This window comes from Pseudomonas sp. HD57-3, from assembly GCF_056113135.1.
The window spans coordinates 3,622,992-3,640,528 of the sequence record NZ_CM148568.1 but is presented as its reverse complement, the minus strand read 5'-3'; the positions used below and the strand labels follow the sequence as shown (position 1 = coordinate 3,640,528).

The following is a 17,537-nucleotide window of genomic DNA, read 5'->3' as shown; positions in this document are numbered from 1 at the left end:
CGATGTCCGAGCCGTTGACCTCATATGGCGCAACACTTCGCTCACGGTTTGTTCGGTTCTCAAAATCCGGATGGGGCGGGCTAGCCTTCTGGTCAATTCTGATTGGCGTGACGCTTTACTTGCTGATCAGCGGGTATGGTGCCTTTGTCGGCGCCAACAAACAAAATCTGCACTTTGCATTTCTAGGCGGCATGTCAGGCTTCGCTGCGACGGCCATAGGTGCGGTGGCAGCGATCGCGTTACGTGATATCGCCGCCAGAACGCAGGACATCATGCTGGGCTTCGCTGCCGGGATGATGCTGGCCGCCAGTTCGTTTTCGCTCATTCTTCCGGGTATCGAAGCCGCCCAGGAGCTCTGCGGTAACCAGCTGCTCGCAGCCTGTGTCGTCGTTGCAGGATTGGGATTGGGGGTAGCGCTGATGATCGGTCTGGATCGCTTCGTGCCTCACGAACATGAGAAAAGCGGTCGCCGTGGGCCCGAGGTGCAGCGCATCAATCGCGTATGGCTGTTTGTTCTGGCAATCACGCTGCATAACCTGCCGGAGGGGATGGCCATTGGAGTGAGCTTTGCCAATGGCGACATGAAGGTGGGATTGCCGCTAACCACTGCCATCGCCATTCAAGACATTCCCGAAGGCCTGGCTGTGGCCCTTGCGTTACGCGTGACCGGGATTTCAGCGCTTCGCGCTGCGCTTATTGCGGTGGGCTCAGGGTTGATGGAGCCCATAGGCGCCATCGTCGGCTTGGGGATTTCGAGCAGCTTCGCATTGGGATATCCCATAGCGCTCGGTCTGGCGGCGGGCGCGATGATTTTTGTGGTGTCCCATGAGGTCATTCCCGAGACCCATCGCAACGGTCATGAGACACCTGCAACCTTGGGGTTGATGCTCGGTTTCGGGGTCATGATGTTTCTCGACACGGCTTTGGGTTGACCCTTTACCTCCCATCCATCATTGGACGGTTTGGTTGAAGAAACTAGGAGCAAAAATCCGACGGTAGACGTCGCGATCCCACCTGCACTGCCTTTCAATTACGTGCAGCAAGGAGAAATCATGACAACGCACAGGCTGACAACGAAGCGCTTGCAGTTGAACGTGTCGATCTGCGGTCAAGGCTCTCCGCTGCTTTTGCTCAATGGTTTGGGTGGTTTGATTCGTACTTTCGATCCGCTGCGCAATGAACTTGACGACTTCATGACCATCACGCTGGACGTGCCAGGAGTCGGCAAGTCGCAAATGCCCCGTTGGCCCTTTCGCCTGCCAAGCCATGCCGACGTGATTGCCGGGATGCTTGAGCAATTGGGGATCGAGCAGGTCGATGTGTTCGGTGTGAGTTGGGGAGGTGCATTGGCTCAAGAATTCGCTCTGCGTTACCCGAGCAGGGTACGCAGGTTGATCCTCGCGGCGACCTCTCCCGGCCCATTGCTGTTGATGAAGCCTGCAGACGTTATGGATTTTTTCCGCAAGAGTAAAAACACCAAAACACACAAGCAAGAAATATCCGGCCATTCAGTTCAGACGCTACTGCGGTTCGGTGTGATGAAAGGCATGCTCTCTGTTAATCCGCGAACCTACTATTTCCAGCTCGCAGCCTTGATCGGATGGACAAGCCTGCTTCGCTTGTCCCGGCTGCTTCAACGCACGCTGATTCTTGCCGGCGACCGCGATCCGTTAATACAGGCGTACAACGGCCATATCCTGCGCCGCACAATTGGACGTTCAGAACTTCGCCTTCTGAAGGGTGAGGGACATTTCTTTGTGGTGACCAGCGCTAGACGAACTGCCGTCCTGGTTCGCGAATTTCTTTGCCGCCATTACGACGATGAAGAGAAGGCGCCGAGGATCGCGAACTGAAACACCAAGGCTGGCCTGGAGCGCACACAGGTCAGTTAATCCGCTCGTCTCATCAATAGTCGCTCTGCACCTGATAAAGAAAAGGGTAGACCCGCTATCGCGCTGCTGCTAAAGCAGCGCCTCACGCGTGCTCTTCAAGCCTGCGCACATCACCCAACGAATCACGTTGCATCGACTGCAAGTTCTTTTCAATGGTTTCGCACAGTGCTTCCATTTGAATCTGGTGTTCGCTGTGGCGAAACGGGCTTTGCAGATCGGTGCCGATGCGTTCGATGGCCAGCAGCATGAATCCCACCACGGTCGACGCCAGCGGCGTGAACCAGCCTAGGGATTCGACCAGTCCCACCGGCACGATCAGGCAGAACAGCGAAATAAACAGCCGCGGAAAATAGACGTAAGGGTAGGGCAGCGGGGTATTGGCGATCCGCTCCATGCCGCCCTGACTGTTGGACAGGTCGACCAGCGTCGACTCAAGCCGCGCCAGGCGAATACTGTCCAGATGCCCGGCCTTGTATTCCTTGGCGAGCAAAGTCGCGGAGCCGGTGAGGATATCGTTGGCAAAGTTATTGGTCGTGCCACTGCGGGCGAACTCTTCGGCGGGAATAAACGCCCGCACCTCGTCAGGACAAGGCTGGCCTTGCAGATGCGCGGCGAGGCAGTTCACATACGCGACATGGCGGCGCAGCAGAGTGGATTTGACCGGATTCACCTCACCGCCGGCGTCGTCCAGCAGCGTCAGCACCTGCCGGGCGAAGCTGCGGGAGTTGTTGATCATCGCCCCCCACAACGTCCGCGCTTCCCACCAGCGGTTGTAGGCGCTGCTGTTGCGAAAACTGATTAATACGATCAACGCCGAACCCAGCAAGGTCAGCGGCATCAGCGGCAGGTTCAGCTTGGCGTTGAGAAACAGCATGAAGTCGACGGTGACGGCGATGTCCCACAGCAGCAACCAGAACAGAGACCAGCCCACGTAGCCCAGGGTCTTGATGATCAGGCGGTATTTTTTGACGATGGCAGCTTTCAAACGGAAACCTCGTGGCGAGCAGTTTGCTTAAACGCTTAAGCTCGGACGATGCCTGGCACCGGCAGTTCCCTGGTGAAGCAGCCAACCGTCAGTCAATCTGCGAAGCCCGGACATCTGAATGGCCAATGCTTGCGAGAGAAATCCTCGTATGGCGCCTCGTTCCGTTTCGGCAACGTTGTTTGACGGGGACGGGAAGAATCGCCGCGAGCACCCCGTGCATCGTCGGTATTCAATGCCCCCGGCTGCTGCGAATCAACTCATAGGCCCGGCGCACCAGCGGATTGATCGTATTCGAACGGATCCACAGGTAGTAGGTGACGTCCGGCAAGCGGGGCAAGCCATCGCTTTCCCCCAGTACCCGCATATCCGGGCCCAACATTTCCATGCTTCTGGCGGTGACGCCAAGACCTGCGCGCGTCGCCGCTTTGATGCCAATCAGGTTCGATGCGAGATAAGCCTGACGCCAGGGAATGTTGGCGCGCTCCAGGGCCTCCAGGGCATACCGTCGATAGATACTCGGTTCGTCGACCAGAATCAGCGGCAACGTCTCGCCGGGGTTATGAATGAACTGCGCAGAGCAAATCCACCATACCGGCGAAGTGCGCAACGCAAAACCTTCCAGATTGGGTGCTTCGCGGGTGGAGATCACCATGTCGATCTTGCCCCGTTGCAGATCGTCCATGAGAAACGGGCTGCGGCCGACATCGATCTCCAGGCGCAAGCGCGGAGCCGAACGCGCGATGTGGCTGAGGATCGGGGGCAGGATGGTGTCGGCGATGTCATGGGGCGAGCCGATACGCAACACGCCGCTCAAGCTGCTTTCGCGCAGGGAGTTCAGCGCATCATCGTTGAGTGAAAGCATCTGCCGGGCATGGCGCAGCAACTGCTGTCCGGCTTCCGTCAGCTGCTTTTGCCGCCCGCGCTTTTCGAACAGGTTGACCCCGACCTGTTGCTCCAGGCGCTGCATGTGCTGAGTGACCGACGACTGGGTGCGGGCCAGTTGCACGCCGGCCTCGGCAAAGCTGTGGTGATCAACCACGGCAATGAACGTGCGCAGCAATTCGAGATCGAGGATCGTCATAGGCAGGTTTTATATCAAAGGGACGAACTTAAACATTACATATCTTTATGCATTGTAAGGAAGTTTTTTCTCTTTATGTTCTCTTTAGTCAATAAGTTCGGGCTTATATGCGTTTGGTAAAAAAGTGACGGCGCCTGAGTTATAACGATATTAGATATTTGTATTTCCGTTATGCCGGTGCTGTCAGCAGGATGCCCACTCACTGGATCGGGGTTTGCCGATCAATCACGAGGGGAAATCCATGTTGTCCGATCGCGCGCCTTCAAAACGTTTTTTGCCCCTGATGCTGGGCGCCTTCATATCGCTGGCCGCCAGCACCGCTGCCCTGGCTGATGCGACGCTGGACAAGATCGAGCAACGTCATGTGCTGGTGGTCGGCGTGCTGTTGTCAGGTGGCCCCTTTGGCGGGATTGATCCTGCCACACAGAAACCGCGTGGTTTGAACGTCGAACTGGCCGAAGAACTGGGTCGGCGGCTAAGCGCCGAGGTGCAACTGGTGCCGGTATTGCCAGCCAACCGCGTGCAATTCCTGCAACAGGGCAAAGTGGATTTGCTGATCGCCAACATGGAATGGACGGCGGAGCGCGGTGAGATCCTCGGTTTCGTACCCACACCGTTTTATCGAGTTGGCGGTACTGCCGCCGTGCTGAAGGACAGCAAGATCGCTCGTTGGGAGGATTTGAAAGGGCAACCGGTCTGCACTTCCCAGGGCAGCAGCTACATCAAGCCGCTCACTGAACTGGGCGTCGAGTTGAAAGCTTTCAAAAGTTCATCGGAGTCCTTGCTGGCACTGCGTGGCAACAACTGCGTTGCGGCAGTTCATGACGCCACCCTGATCAATCCGTTAATCGCCGACAGCGCCGAGTGGCGAGGCTACCGCGCCATCACCCCGGAGCTCAATCCGGCGCCTTCGGTGATCTGGACACGCCGTGGTGAAAACGACACTCAGGCCAGGCTCGACCCGATTGTGAAGGAACTGCACCGCAGCGGCTGGTTGATCGAAGCCCAGACTCGCAACCACATCACTCCCGCGTCACCGGCGCTGGTCGAACTGCAAAAACAGTTTCAAGCCAACGGGGCCTGAAATCCCTCCCTCAGAGTTTTCATCCGACCGTCGTGTCACTCGACGGTCGTCCAAGGTAGCCCTGCATGAAACGTCATTTTTCCGCTAAAGCCCTGACCACGTTTTGCCTCGGCGCCCTGGTTGCCATCGGCACCAGTGCCGTCCGGGCCGATGCCACGCTGGACAAGATCCGCCAACGCCACGAAATCAGCGTCGGGGTGATCCTCAGCGGCCCGCCGTTCGGCACCATAGATCCCAAGACCGGCGAGCATCTGGGTTACAACGTCGAACTCGCCAAGGGTGTAGCCAAGGCTCTGGGTGTGGAAGCGAAAACGGTGTCGGTGCTGGCGCCTAACCGGGTGCAGTTTCTGCAGCAAGGCAAGGTCGACATCCTGATCGCCAACATGCAGTTCACCGATGAGCGTGCGCAGATTCTCGACTATGTGCCGACGCCCTACGAGGAAGTGGGCGGGGCGGCGCTGATCCGCAAGGGCGCGGGCATCACTCGGTGGGCAGACCTGAAGGACAAGCCGGTGTGCGTGTCCCAGGGCAGCAACTTCATCAAACCGTTGCAGGAAACCTACGGTGCGCAGATCAAGGCGTTCCGCAGCCAGTCCGAATCGTTGCTGTCGCTGCGCGGCAACGGCTGTGTGGCGGCGGTGCACGTCAGCCCGACCATGCACGCCTTGCTCGGCGATGCCGAATGGGCCGGTTATGAAATTCCGCTGCCCAATGATCTGATTCCCTCCAACTCGGTGATCTGGCTGCGCAAAGGCGAGCACGACACTCAGGCGAAACTCGACGCCATCGTGCGCGATTGGCACCGCAGCGGCTGGCTGATTGCATTGGGCGAGCGCACCGGCATGGCGCCGTCCCGGGCCCTGCGTGATCTGCACGAGCACTATCGCAACGCTCAACCGCTGGCGTCGCAGCCATGAGTGAGGTTTTGTTTGCGCAGTTGCAACAACTGCTGGGCGAGCGTCATGTGCAGCGCAGCGAAGAGGCGAGCGCTTTTCTGACCGACAAGCAGGGGCGCTACGTGGGCGCGGTGATCGCCGCCGTGCACCCCGGCAATACCGAAGAAGTCGCGGCAGTGGTGCGGGTTTGCGTCGCTGCCCGCGCTCCAATCGTGGTTCAGGGCGGCAACACAGGCCTGATGGGCGCGGCGACGCCGGATGCCAGCGGGCGTTCGGTGTTGCTGTTGCTCGATCGCTTGAATCGAGTGCGCGCAGTGGACACCGACAACGACACGCTGACCGTCGAGGCCGGCTGCATTCTGCAACACGTGCAACAGGCCACCGAGGAAGCAGGGCGGCTGTTTCCCCTGAGTCTGGGGGCCGAGGGCAGTTGCACGATCGGCGGCAATCTGGGCACCAACGCCGGCGGCACGGCTGTCCTGCGTTATGGCAACACCCGTGAGCTGACCCTCGGGCTGGAAGTGGTAACGGCCGAGGGCGAGATCTGGCATGGCCTGCGTGGGTTGCGCAAGGACAATACCGGCTACGACTTGCGCGACTTGTACATCGGCAGCGAAGGCACCCTGGGCATCATCACTGCCGCAACCCTGAAACTGTTCCCGCTGCCCAAGGCGCAATCCACGGCCTTCCTCGCGTTCGATTCGCTGGTGCAAGCGGTAGCATTTCTCTCCCATGCCCGCTCCGGTTTCGGCGCCGGGCTTACCGCATTCGAGTTGCTCAACGCCGATTGCCTGGCGTTGCTGCGCGAGCAGTTTCCTGAAGCCCCGCAACCTTTTCTCGGCGCTGTACAGCCGTGGTTTGCGCTGCTCGAACTCTCCGACAATCGCGGTGAAGCACAAGCCCGCGAGGCCTTTGAAAGCGTGCTGGGCGAAGCCTTCGAGCAAGGCTTGCTGGCCAATGCACTGATTGCCGAAAGCCTGGCCCAGAGTCAGGCCCTGTGGTTGCTGCGGGAGAACATGAGCGAGGCGCAGAAGCGCGCCGGGCGCAATATGAAGCACGACATCTCGGTACCCATTTCCAGGGTCGTGGATTTCGTCGCCCACACCGATGCCCTGTTGCAGGTGCACTTTCCGGGCGTGCGGCACTTCACCTTCGGCCACCTGGGCGATGGCAACCTGCATTACAACGTCGCCCATCCGCTGCATTCGACCGTCGATGAACACATGGCCCATTACGCCGCGCTGAGTCTGCTGGTGCACGACAGTGCCCACGCCCATGGCGGCTCCATCAGCGCGGAACACGGGATCGGCCAGCGCAAGCGCGACATGCTGACGCGTTACAAAAGTCCGGTGGAGCTGGATCTGATGCGCCGTATCAAACAGGCGTTGGATCCGAACAACCTGCTCAATCCCGGCAAGGTCATTGAGGTGTCCCGCTCATGACGCTCCGTCTCTCCAGACGCGTGCAACGCGTCTCGCTGTCCGCCAACGCGGCAGCCAAATCCCGCGCGACCGAACTGCGTGACGGCGGTCGCGACATTCTCGACCTGACCACCGGCGAGCCGGATTTCGACACGCCCGAACACATCAAGCAGGCCGCTTGCGCAGCGATTGCCGCCGGCGCCACCAAATACACCCCGACGCCCGGCGTCAAAGGCTTGCGCCTGGCGGTGCAACGCAAGCTCGAGCGGGAAAACCACCTGAGCTATCCGCTGCCCTCGATTGTGATTGCCAACGGTGCCAAGCAGATCATCTTCAATGCCTTTGCTGCCACCCTCGACGACGGCGATCAAGTGCTGGTTCCGGTTCCGTACTGGCCGTCGTTTCCGGACAGCGTGCGGTTCAACGGTGGCGAGCCGGTGTTCATCGAATGCCCGCTGGAGCAAGGCTGCAAACTCACGGCTGCGCAGCTGGAGCAGCGCATTGGCGAGCGTACCCGCTGGCTGATTCTCAACGGGCCGGGCAATCCCAGTGGCGCGGTTTATACCGAGGCAGAATTGCGAGCGATTGCCACCGTACTGAGGCGGCATCCGCAATTGCTGATCCTGCTGGATGAACTCTACGAACACATTCGTTTCGACGACCGTCCGGCGCTGAATCTGCTGAACGTTGCGCCAGATCTGCAAGAGCGTTGCCTGCTGGTCGGCGGTGTTTCGAAAACCTATGCCATGACCGGCTGGCGCGTCGGCTTCGGCGCTGGGCCGCAGGCGCTGACAACGGCCATGACCGTGGTGCAATCGCAATCCACATCCGGCGCATCGTCCGTTGGCCAGGCTGCTGCGCTGGCGGCGCTGGAGGGTGGCCTGGGGTTTCTGCCGCCGCAGGTCGAGGCCTATCAGTTGCGACGGGATTTGCTGCTCGACGCGCTGCGCCCGGTGGAGGGGCTGCAGGTGCTTGAGCCACAGGGCGGCTTCTTTGTGTTTGTCCGCTGCGCCGGCTTGATCGGCCGATATCGCCCTGACGGGCAACGGCTGAGCAGCGACGCCGATGTCGTCGACTATCTGCTGGAGGAGGGCGTTGCCGGTGTGGCGGGAAGTGCTTATGGTCTGTCGCCGTGGTTCCGCCTGTCCATCGCCACGGCCACTGACAATGTCGTTGAAGCGGGACGCCGAATCGCACGAGCCTGCGCGCAGCTACGGAGCGAGCCATGACTCACTGGCTGGAGCTTTTCGTTCACTGGACGGCGGGGCTGGGTCTGAACTACAGCTTTCTCCTGGACGCGTACCAGCGCGGCACACTCGGGCAAGGCGCACTTACCACCGCATTGCTGTGTGCGTTCACCATCGTCGGCAGTTTGCTGGCCGGTGTCGCACTGGCGGCGATGCTGACATCGGGCAAGTCGTGGCTGGCGACACCGGCCCGAATCTTTGTCGAAGTCACGCGCAACACGCCGACGCTGGTGCAACTGTACTGCGCCTTCCTGGTGTTGAACATGCTGCTGACCCAGGCGGTGGGTGCGGCCAATCCGCTGACACCGTTTGCCTGGGTGGTGATCGTGATCTCTTTGCACAAGGGCGCGTTCCATGCCGAAGCCTTGCGCGCCGGCATCGAGGCGGTGCCTGCGGTGACACTGGAAGCGGCCAGTTCGCTGGCTTTCAGCAGCCGGCAGTTGTTGTGGAATGTGCAGCTCCCGCTGGCCCTGCGTTTTGCGCTGCCCTCGCTGATCAACAACCTGATCGACCTGGTGAAGATGACCGCCGTGGCGTCGGCCATTGCCGTGGGCGACATCACGTACGCGGCGATCATGATCTGGACCCAGAGTGACAACGTGCTGGAACTGATGATCCTGATCCTGAGTTTTTTCGGTCTGCTGAGCTTTATCGTCAATTGCGTGGGGCGCTACCTCGAAGCGCGCCTGAGGATGCCCGGTTATGGCCACTGAATCGACCGTCACTGCAATGACGGCCCTGCCGCGCCGACACCTCGGCAAGCTGTTGATAGTGGCGGGCATCGCACTGGCGCTGCTGTATTTCAGCGCGCAGAGCCCGGTGCTCAAGGCCTTGCTGCAATGGTCGCCGGCACTGGCGGCGGGCTTCGCGCAGAACATTCTGATCAGCCTGGTGGCCATCGGGCTGGGTTCTCTGCTGGGGTTGCTGGTAGGGGCTCTGGCCTTGTCGCCGTTGCGCCTGATGCGTCTGCCGGCACAAATCTGGGTGCAGGTGTTTCGCAATGCTCCTTGGCTGGTACTGATCTATTTCACCACCTACGTGTTTCCGTTCGAGATCCGTATTGCCGGCACTTACGTGGCGTTTCCGGACTGGGTCAAGGTCACCCTCGGCCTCGCGCTGCCGGCCAGCGCCAACGTCGCGGAGATCTTTCGTGGTGCCGTGGCGTCGATCCCGGCCACGCAATGGGAAGCCGCTCGTTCGCTGGCTTTCACGCGGGGGCAGATCTTCCGCTCGATCATCCTGCCGCAGTGTTTCAAACGCATGCTGCCGCCGTGGATGAACCTGTACGCGGTGATCACCATGGGCACGGCGCTGGCTTCGCTGGTGGGCGTGCATGACGTGATCGATACCGCACAGATCGCCAGCAATACCGTGAACATGACCGGTTTTACCGTGGTGATCTACTTCAGCCTGCTCGCTCTGTTCTTCGCCTACTGCTACCCGATATCCCGACTCACCCGACGCCTGGAGCGACGTTATGCCTTCTATTGAAACCGGCGGCGAACCGCTGATCCGCCTGCGGGATTTGCACCTGTCGTTCAGTGGCAACCCGGTACTCAAGGGCATCGATCTGGAGGTGCATCGCGGCCAGGCGGTGTCGATTATCGGCCCGTCGGGTTCCGGCAAGTCGACGATTCTGCGCTGCATCACCGGGTTGTTGCAGCCCCAGCGAGGCAGCATCCGGGTCGGCGCCACCGACGTCCACACCCTGACGCAGGAAGCGCAGCGCATCGAATTGCGCAAGCGCGTGGGGTTCGTGTTCCAGCAGTACAACCTGTTCCCGCACCTCTCGGTGCTGGAAAACCTGGTGGTGGCGCCACGCAAGGTATTGGGGCGCAATCGGGTCGACGCCGAAAAAGACGCGCGCGCCTTGTTGGCCAAAGTGCGTCTGGACCACAAGGCCGATGCCTATCCCGGCCAACTGTCCGGCGGTCAGCAACAACGCGTGGCGATTGCCCGTGCCCTGGCGATGCGCCCGGAATTGATCCTGTTCGATGAAGTGACCTCGGCCCTCGATCCGGAAACGGTCGGCGAAGTGCTGACGGTGATTCGCGAACTGACCGAGGAAGGCATGACCTGTGTGCTGGTGACCCACGAGATGCGGTTTGCCGAGGAAATCAGCGATGTCGTCTATTTCACCGAGAACGGGGTCATCGTCGAGCACGGCAGCGCCGCGCAGATTTTCCAGCACCCCGCAAGTGAGCGGACCCAGACCTTTTTGCGCCATGCCCTGGGCGATCCGGGGCGGCGCGCGGCGCTTGCCAATGATCCTTATCTGTTGACCAACCTCAGCCGCTACAGCCTGTCCGTCTGACCCGAGGAGATATTAATGAGTACCGTGAACCGTGCCGATGTCATCGAGGACTTCCTAAAGAAAGTCCGCGTCATCCATCAACGGGGCGTCGACCGCGCTGCGCTGGACGAAATCGTCAGCCTGCTGGAAACGCTCGCCGAACGCCGCGACCTGTTCAACTTCGATGAATTCCCGGCGCCGGTACCGGGGCAGGGCAGCACCGCGTTCCGCTACCGTCTCAACGATGACGGCGACACCCCGACGCTGTACCTGAACTCGCTGCTGCCGGGCAAAAGCACCATCCCCCACAACCACGAGACCTGGGCAATCATCAGTGCCATCGAAGGCCAGGAAATCAACTACGTCTATACCCGCAGCGATGAGGGTCGCGAGCCTGGTTTCACCACGTTGCACCTGCAAAAGGAAGTCATCGTGCAGCCCGGCACCTCGATCTCGTTTTTGGGTGAAGACTTGCACGGGATTCGTGTCGATGGCGAACAGCCGACCCTGCATTTCCATTTGTACGGCTTGCCGCTGGAATCCCTCAACGGGCGTTACGGCGTTGAGGCCGACGGGCGCATTCTCAACTACAACGCCTCGCAAATGGCACCGTCGATCAAGGCCTACGCATGATCGATCTGTATTACTGGCCGACCGGCAACGGTTTGAAAATCGGCATTCTCCTGGAAGAACTGGGGCTGGAGTACCGCGTGCTGCCAGTCAACATCCGTGAGGGTGAACAGAAGCAGGCGGCATTCCAGCGCATCAGCGCCAACGGGCGGATTCCGGCGATTGTCGATCATGCGCCTCACGGCTTGATTGAACCGCTGAGCCTGTTCGAATCCGGTGCCATCCTCAATTATCTGGCCGACAAGGCCGGGCGATTCCTGCCAGCGGCGGGCACTGCCGAACGTCAGAAGGTGCAGGAATGGCTGTTCTGGCAAGTGGGGCACGTCACGCCATACCTGAGTCAGTTGCAGCTGTTCAAGGAGAAGGCGCCGCAACCGCAGGCGTTTGCCCTGGAACTGCTGGCGGGCGAGGCGGCGCGCTTGTATGGCGTGCTGGAGCGACGGTTGTCCGAAGTGCCCTGCGTGGCCGGTGATTATTCCATCGCCGACATGGCGATATTCCCGTGGATTCAGCCGCAGCGACAGGGGCAGGAACTGCAGGATTTTCCGCACATTCGGGCCTGGCGCGAACGCCTCAAGGCGCGCCCGGCCATTCAACGTGCGTATGCCAAGGGCCGCGACGTGGCGGCCAGTGAACGCGCTCTGGCGCTTCAATAATTTTCTTTCGAGCGCAACCCCATGAGTCAGATCGTAACCCCAGCGCAATTGCAGCAGTGGCTGTTCGACGGGCAGGAAATTGCCCTGTTCGATGTGCGTGAACATGGCCAGTATGGCGAAGCCCATCCGTTCTTTGCCGTCAATCTGCCCTATAGCCGGCTGGAGCTGGAGGTTCGGCGACTGGCGCCCAACCCTCAAGTGCGACTGGTGATTCATGACCAGAACGGCGGCGATGTTGCCACGCGTGCCGCGAGGCGCCTTCAGGCGTTGGGGTATGACCGCGTGCATATCCTTGAGGGCGGTGCCGATGGCTGGCAGGCCGCCGGTCATCAGTTGTTTGCCGGCGTGCATGTGCCATCCAAGGCATTTGGCGAATTGGTCGAAGAGGTCAATCACACGCCCCATGTCACCGCGCGACAACTGGCCGAATGGCAAACCCGAGGCGAGCCTCTGGTGCTGCTCGACGGCAGGCCGTTCGATGAATACTACAAAATGACCATTCCTGGTTCAGTGTGCTGCCCCAATGGCGAACTGGGGTATCGCATCCATGACCTGGTGCCTGACGAAGACACGCCGATCGTGATCAATTGCGCCGGTCGTACCCGCAGCATTATCGGTGCGCAGACCCTGATCAACCTCGGATTGAAGAACCCGGTGTATGCCTTGGAAAACGGCACACAAGGCTGGTATCTGGAGGACTTCGAGCTTGAGCACGGCAGCACCCGGCGTTATGCCGAGTCGGTGACCGCAGCGCCATTGACCACACAGCGCCTGGCGGCTGCCCGACTGGCCGAAAGAGCCGGCGCAGAGACAGTGACGGCTGCACAGGTCGAGCAATGGGCCGGCAATGCTGATCGCAGTCTGTTTTTGTGTGATGTGCGCACCGCCGAAGAGTTTGCCGCCGGCAGTCTGCCGGGCGCGCAAAACACGCCTGGCGGTCAGTTGGTTCAATCGACCGATCTGTATGTCGGCGTGCGCCAGGCGCGACTGGTGCTGATCGACAGCGATGGTGTCCGCGCCCGGATTGTCGCGAGCTGGCTACGTCAGGCAGGGCATGAAGCCTATGTGCTGGCAGGTGGTGTGAGCAGCACGCTGTCGCTACCGGAAAGCGATGCGGTCGCCCACGAAGCATTGCCGCTGATCACGGCGCAGGCGCTTTCCGATGCACTGAAGGATGACGCCGTCGCGCTGATTGATCTGCGGCCGAGCATGACTTATCGCAAGGGCCACATTGCCGGGGCGCGCTGGTCGATTCGCTCCTTGCTCGCACAACACGTGTCGGGCGAGCAGCGGCCGCTGGTGCTGTTGGCCGAGGTTGCCCAACTGGCTGCGCTCGCCTCACAGGAACTGCCACAAGCTCAGCGCGCGCAGGTACGGCTGCTGGACGGCGGCCTTGATGCCTGGCGTGCGGCCGGTTTTGCTGTGCAGGAAAGTCCGGACGCGCTCACTGATGAGCAATGCATTGATTTTCTGTTCTTTACCCATGACCGCCACTCCGGCAACAAGGACGCAGCGCGTCAATACCTGACGTGGGAAATCGGTTTGCTGGCGCAGATGAACGCCGACGAAATCGCCAGTCTCAAACCGTTGCAGGTGCAGGCACGTCCGGGGTCGCACGTGCATACGCGGCTGGTGCATTCGGCACTGGCCCAGGGGGCCGGTGGCCGCGCAGTCAATGTGCCGGTGACTCGCTTGAGTACGGTGTTGTTCGACAACCTGGCGCAAATGCGTGACGCCCGTGCTCGTCGTGATAGCGAGCGGGTACTGAGTTATGGCGCGCGCGGCAATCCGACGGCGTTCGCCCTCGAAGACCTGGTCACCGAGCTGGAGGGTGGGTATCGCACGCGCTTGTACGGTACCGGGCTGGCAGCGATCGCACAGACGTTTCTTGCTTATCTGCGACCCGGTGACCATGTGCTGATCACCGAGGCGGTATACGCGCCGGTGCGACGCCTGGCACGGGAGTTTCTTCAGCCCTTCGGCATTGAAGTCAGCTATTTCGCGGCCGACGGCCGTGACCTGGAGGCCCGGCTGCAAGCCAATACCCGAATGGTCTACACCGAAGTGCCTGGCTCGTTGTTGTATGAACTGTGCGACTTGCCGGCCATGGCTGCCCTGTGCAAACCGCGAAGTATCCTGCTGGCTGTCGACAATACCTGGGGCTCCGGTTACCTGTACCGTCCCTTGGCGCTCGGTGCAGATATCTCGATCATGGCACTGACCAAATACCTGAGCGGCCACAGTGACGTGGTCATGGGCAGCGTCTGCACGACCGAAGACGCATGGCCCGCACTGGCGGCCATGAGCGACAGCTTTGGAGCGACCGTCAGCCCTGACGATGCGTATCTGGTGCTGCGTGGCGCTCGAACGCTCGCGTCACGACTGCAAGTGCACGAGCGTCAGGCTCTGGAAGTCGCCCACTGGTTACAGGCGCACCCGCAGGTGAAGCAGGTGTTTCATCCGGCCTTGCACGATCATCCCGGCCATGCCTTGTGGCGGCGGGACTTCACTGGCAGCAACGGCCTGCTGTCCTTTGAATTGCGTGAAACGGACGCCGTGTACGTGGAACGCTTCATCGATGCACTGCAACTGTTCGGATTGGGGGCTTCCTGGGGTGGTTTTGAAAGTCTGATCACCGTGGCCGATACCGGGGATCGCGACAGTGCGGCGGATCGCTTATTGAATCCGGTGTTGCGCTTGCACGTCGGTCTGGAGGATGTCGCCGACTTGATTGAAGATTTGCAGCGCGGTTTTGCGGCTTTGGAAAGGGATCAAAGTCGTGCCGTTTGATGTTCGCTCACTCAGTGAGGGGGCTCTGAGGTAGCGCCTGCACGGGCGCGGAACATTCCATCAAAACCGGGCTGAGTCTGCTGCTGGATGTCAGCCCGTCGATGAGTCGATCAAGCGTTGACCGGCACGGCTTTGGACCTGCGATACAGGATCGTTGTCGGTGTGCAGCACGTCCGGCCGTCGGCACGCAGCAAAACCACATCGCTTTGAAAAGCACCTCCGGAAACCGGGCGGGAAAGCCTAAGCTCATTCCAAAAAGATATTTATTTAATCTTTTTAAGATCGTTTAGCTTTTAGCAAAGAAAACGTGCAGCGCCTCGCTTGCGGCGTTTTTTTGCCTCAGGCCAACCCTGTCCGCGGTTATTGCCTGAGGCTCCTGTCCATTTTTTCTACCCTGAACGGCCATATATCTGGCCGTCAGCGGTTCGTTGCCGGGAGCCCTCGTGACACTTATTAAAACCTCTTTGGCAACGGTACAGGTCGACTTGCCTGAACGATTGGCCCCCCCCATCGACGATAGCGCAGAGGAGGGCGATGTTGTCCTCGAACTGCGAGGCGTCACTAAAGCTTATCTGCGCAAGGGCGGATCGCCGTTGCCGGCTGTCAACCATGTCAACTTGAAGGTCCGGCGCGGCGAAGTGCTGTGCCTGATGGGCACCTCCGGCAGCGGCAAATCGACCTTGCTTCGCCATATCAATCGTTTGATCGAACCCACCAGCGGTGAGGTCTTGATTGAAGGTCAGGCTATCAGCGGCCTGAGCCACAAAGCGTTGCGGGATTTGCGCTCGCGGCGAATCGGCATGGTGTTCCAGCATTTTGGTCTTTTGCCCCATCGCACGGTGCTGGACAACGTTGCGCTGCCTCTGGAGTTGCGCGGCGAATCCGAGGCCGTCCGGCACGCAGCGGCCACCCGACAGTTACAGGCGATGGGCCTTGAGGGATGGGGCGAGCATTATCCCCACGAGTTGTCCGGCGGTATGCAGCAAAGGGTCGGTCTTGCGCGGGCATTGGTGACTGATCCGGATATTCTCCTGATGGACGAGCCTTTCAGCGCACTGGATCCGACCATCCGGCGAGACCTGCAAAGGCATTTTTTGGCCTTGGTACGCGAGCGCGGGATCACCACGTTGCTGGTCACCCACGATCCTGCCGAAGCGGTCCGTCTCGCTGATCGGATAGCGGTATTGCGCCAGGGACGTCTGGTGCAGTCGGGCACCCCGAAACAGCTGCTTGAGACGCCGGCCGATGCTGAGGTCGCGGATTTTTTCCGAGATTGCCTTCCAGCCGCACCGGTATTGCACGATGCCGGTGGCGCGGTACGTCAGGTTCCCGAAACGGCACCGAAGGCGCAACCGGTTCAGCCGGGCTTGCGCAGCTGGCAAGCCCTGTTGCTCGGGCCGGCAGCGCTGGCGGCGCGGGGCCGAGGCGGGTTGTTCTGGCTCGGGTTCGCCGCAGAACTCGCGGCTCTGGCCACTGCGGTGCAGGGCATCGCGAGCGCATCCTGGATATCGGTCGTGGTGGGATTGGCCTTGCTGGCGGCCAGTCGTTTCACCGCGTATTCGCTGAGCCGTCAACCGGTGCGGCGCGCCGTTTCGAGTTGGGCGTTGCCGCTGGCGGTGCTGCTGGTCAGTCAGGCATTGGTGATCTGGCGCGTGTTGACGCCCGATACCACCCAGGCGTTCTTGCAGTTCCCGGCCAGCCGCCAGGCGCTGTTACTGACTGCACAGAGCCTGGATGATTTTATTGGTTGGTCACAGGTGACATTCGAGAGCGCTTTTGTCGGCGTGATCGTTGCGGTTCGCACGGTCATTGAAGGAATCGAATCCCTGCTTGGTTGGCTGCCTTGGCCGGTTTGCGCGCTGGCGCTGGTATTGCTGGCCTGGCGCTCGGCGGGCATGGCCCTTGCGCTCACCAGCAGCGCAGCGCTGTTGTATATCGGGCTGTTCGGGTTTTGGGAGCGGACAATTGCCACGCTGGCGCTGGTTGGTTCGTCGGTGCTGATCGCACTGGTGATCGGCGTACCCACCGGCATTTTGCTGGCGAAGCGGCCGTTTGCCCGCAGGCTGCTCACGCCTTTGCTGGATGTCATGCAGACCCTGCCGACCTTTGTCTACCTGATTCCCGCTGTGGCGTTCTTCTCGGTGGGCAAGACTCCGGCAGTCATTGCGACGGTGATTTTTGCCCTGGCACCGATGATTCGTCTGACGTCCCTGGGCATTCAGGAAGTCCCGAAGGATGCCGTGGAAGCGGCAATCGCCCATGGAGCAACCCCCTGGCAAACCCTGGTGAAGGTGCAACTGCCGCTGGCGCGACGATCCCTGTTACTGGGGATCAATCAGACCATTGTCATGAGCCTGTCGATGGTTGTGGTTGCTGCCCTGATCGGCGCTGGAGGGTTGGGTTACGACGTCATGACGGCGTTGCGCAATATCAAGGGCGGCGAGGGCGTGCTGGCCGGCGTGGCGATCGTGCTGTGTGCATTGATCCCCGATCGAATCATTCAATCGAGCTTGCGCAAGCAAGACCATCTGCATAACTGAACAGTGAGACTTATCGTGGCAA

Annotated in this window: 15 protein-coding genes; 13 read left to right on the top strand and 2 right to left on the bottom strand. The window is 60.5% G+C overall.

All coding sequences use genetic code 11. The annotated features are described in order from the left end of the window. Nucleotides 1-2 precede the first annotated feature (2 nt). Complete coding sequence (locus AC0R79_RS16235) at nucleotides 3-932, top strand: ZIP family metal transporter (RefSeq protein ID WP_127798171.1); 930 nt, start codon at nucleotides 3-5, stop codon at nucleotides 930-932. A 120-nt stretch (nucleotides 933-1,052) separates the two neighbouring features. Then, the gene (locus AC0R79_RS16230) at nucleotides 1,053-1,853 is read left to right on the top strand and encodes an alpha/beta fold hydrolase (protein ID WP_474730568.1); all 801 of its coding nucleotides are present in this window, start codon (nucleotides 1,053-1,055) and stop codon (nucleotides 1,851-1,853) included. 121 nt (nucleotides 1,854-1,974) lie between these two features. Here AC0R79_RS16230 and AC0R79_RS16225 read toward each other — a convergent pair whose 3' ends face one another. Beyond that, entirely contained in the window at nucleotides 1,975-2,877 is a 903-nt protein-coding gene (locus AC0R79_RS16225) for a bestrophin family protein (protein WP_039768508.1), read from the bottom strand. Nucleotides 2,878-3,106: 229 nt separating this feature from the next. After that, on the bottom strand, nucleotides 3,107-3,958 hold the full coding sequence (locus AC0R79_RS16220; protein WP_064596666.1) for a LysR substrate-binding domain-containing protein: 852 nt from the start codon (nucleotides 3,956-3,958) through the stop codon (nucleotides 3,107-3,109). A 241-nt stretch (nucleotides 3,959-4,199) separates the two neighbouring features. Between AC0R79_RS16220 and AC0R79_RS16215 the strand changes: the two genes are divergently transcribed. The 11 genes from AC0R79_RS16215 to AC0R79_RS16165 all read left to right on the top strand — a co-directional run bounded on the left by AC0R79_RS16215 (nucleotide 4,200) and on the right by AC0R79_RS16165 (nucleotide 17,515). Then, the gene (locus tag AC0R79_RS16215) at nucleotides 4,200-5,042 is read left to right on the top strand and encodes a transporter substrate-binding domain-containing protein (RefSeq protein ID WP_064596664.1); all 843 of its coding nucleotides are present in this window, start codon (nucleotides 4,200-4,202) and stop codon (nucleotides 5,040-5,042) included. Between the two features lie 65 nt (nucleotides 5,043-5,107). Beyond that, on the top strand, nucleotides 5,108-5,959 hold the full coding sequence (locus AC0R79_RS16210) for a transporter substrate-binding domain-containing protein (RefSeq protein ID WP_474730565.1): 852 nt from the start codon (nucleotides 5,108-5,110) through the stop codon (nucleotides 5,957-5,959). Further along, entirely contained in the window at nucleotides 5,956-7,380 is a 1,425-nt protein-coding gene (locus AC0R79_RS16205) for an FAD-binding oxidoreductase (RefSeq protein ID WP_474730563.1), read from the top strand. The genes AC0R79_RS16210 and AC0R79_RS16205 overlap by 4 nt, the downstream gene beginning before the upstream one ends. After that, nucleotides 7,377-8,588 carry an aminotransferase class I/II-fold pyridoxal phosphate-dependent enzyme gene (locus tag AC0R79_RS16200; RefSeq protein ID WP_474730562.1) on the top strand — a complete coding sequence of 404 codons (1,212 nt, stop codon included), beginning with the start codon at nucleotides 7,377-7,379 and terminating at the stop codon, nucleotides 8,586-8,588. The genes AC0R79_RS16205 and AC0R79_RS16200 overlap by 4 nt, the downstream gene beginning before the upstream one ends. Continuing rightward, nucleotides 8,585-9,319, top strand: a complete 735-nt coding sequence (locus AC0R79_RS16195; protein WP_064596656.1) for an amino acid ABC transporter permease — start codon at nucleotides 8,585-8,587, stop codon at nucleotides 9,317-9,319. The genes AC0R79_RS16200 and AC0R79_RS16195 overlap by 4 nt, the downstream gene beginning before the upstream one ends. Beyond that, nucleotides 9,309-10,097 (top strand): amino acid ABC transporter permease, encoded by a 789-nt coding sequence (locus AC0R79_RS16190; RefSeq protein ID WP_064596653.1) that lies wholly within the window; start codon nucleotides 9,309-9,311, stop codon nucleotides 10,095-10,097. The genes AC0R79_RS16195 and AC0R79_RS16190 overlap by 11 nt, the downstream gene beginning before the upstream one ends. After that, nucleotides 10,084-10,920: an amino acid ABC transporter ATP-binding protein gene (locus AC0R79_RS16185; RefSeq protein ID WP_127798166.1), complete on the top strand. Its 837-nt coding sequence runs from the start codon at nucleotides 10,084-10,086 to the stop codon at nucleotides 10,918-10,920. Before AC0R79_RS16190 ends, AC0R79_RS16185 begins: the two co-directional genes overlap by 14 nt. A 15-nt stretch (nucleotides 10,921-10,935) precedes the next feature. Then, nucleotides 10,936-11,532, top strand: a complete 597-nt coding sequence (locus AC0R79_RS16180) for a cysteine dioxygenase family protein (RefSeq protein WP_064596649.1) — start codon at nucleotides 10,936-10,938, stop codon at nucleotides 11,530-11,532. Further along, nucleotides 11,529-12,185: a glutathione S-transferase N-terminal domain-containing protein gene (locus AC0R79_RS16175; protein WP_064596647.1), complete on the top strand. Its 657-nt coding sequence runs from the start codon at nucleotides 11,529-11,531 to the stop codon at nucleotides 12,183-12,185. Before AC0R79_RS16180 ends, AC0R79_RS16175 begins: the two co-directional genes overlap by 4 nt. 21 nt (nucleotides 12,186-12,206) lie before the next feature. Then, nucleotides 12,207-14,975: a cystathionine beta-lyase gene (metC, locus tag AC0R79_RS16170; protein ID WP_474730558.1), complete on the top strand. Its 2,769-nt coding sequence runs from the start codon at nucleotides 12,207-12,209 to the stop codon at nucleotides 14,973-14,975. A gap of 485 nt (nucleotides 14,976-15,460) precedes the next feature. Further along, nucleotides 15,461-17,515 carry an ATP-binding cassette domain-containing protein gene (locus tag AC0R79_RS16165; protein ID WP_127800900.1) on the top strand — a complete coding sequence of 685 codons (2,055 nt, stop codon included), beginning with the start codon at nucleotides 15,461-15,463 and terminating at the stop codon, nucleotides 17,513-17,515. The last annotated feature ends 22 nt before the right edge of the window (nucleotides 17,516-17,537 follow it).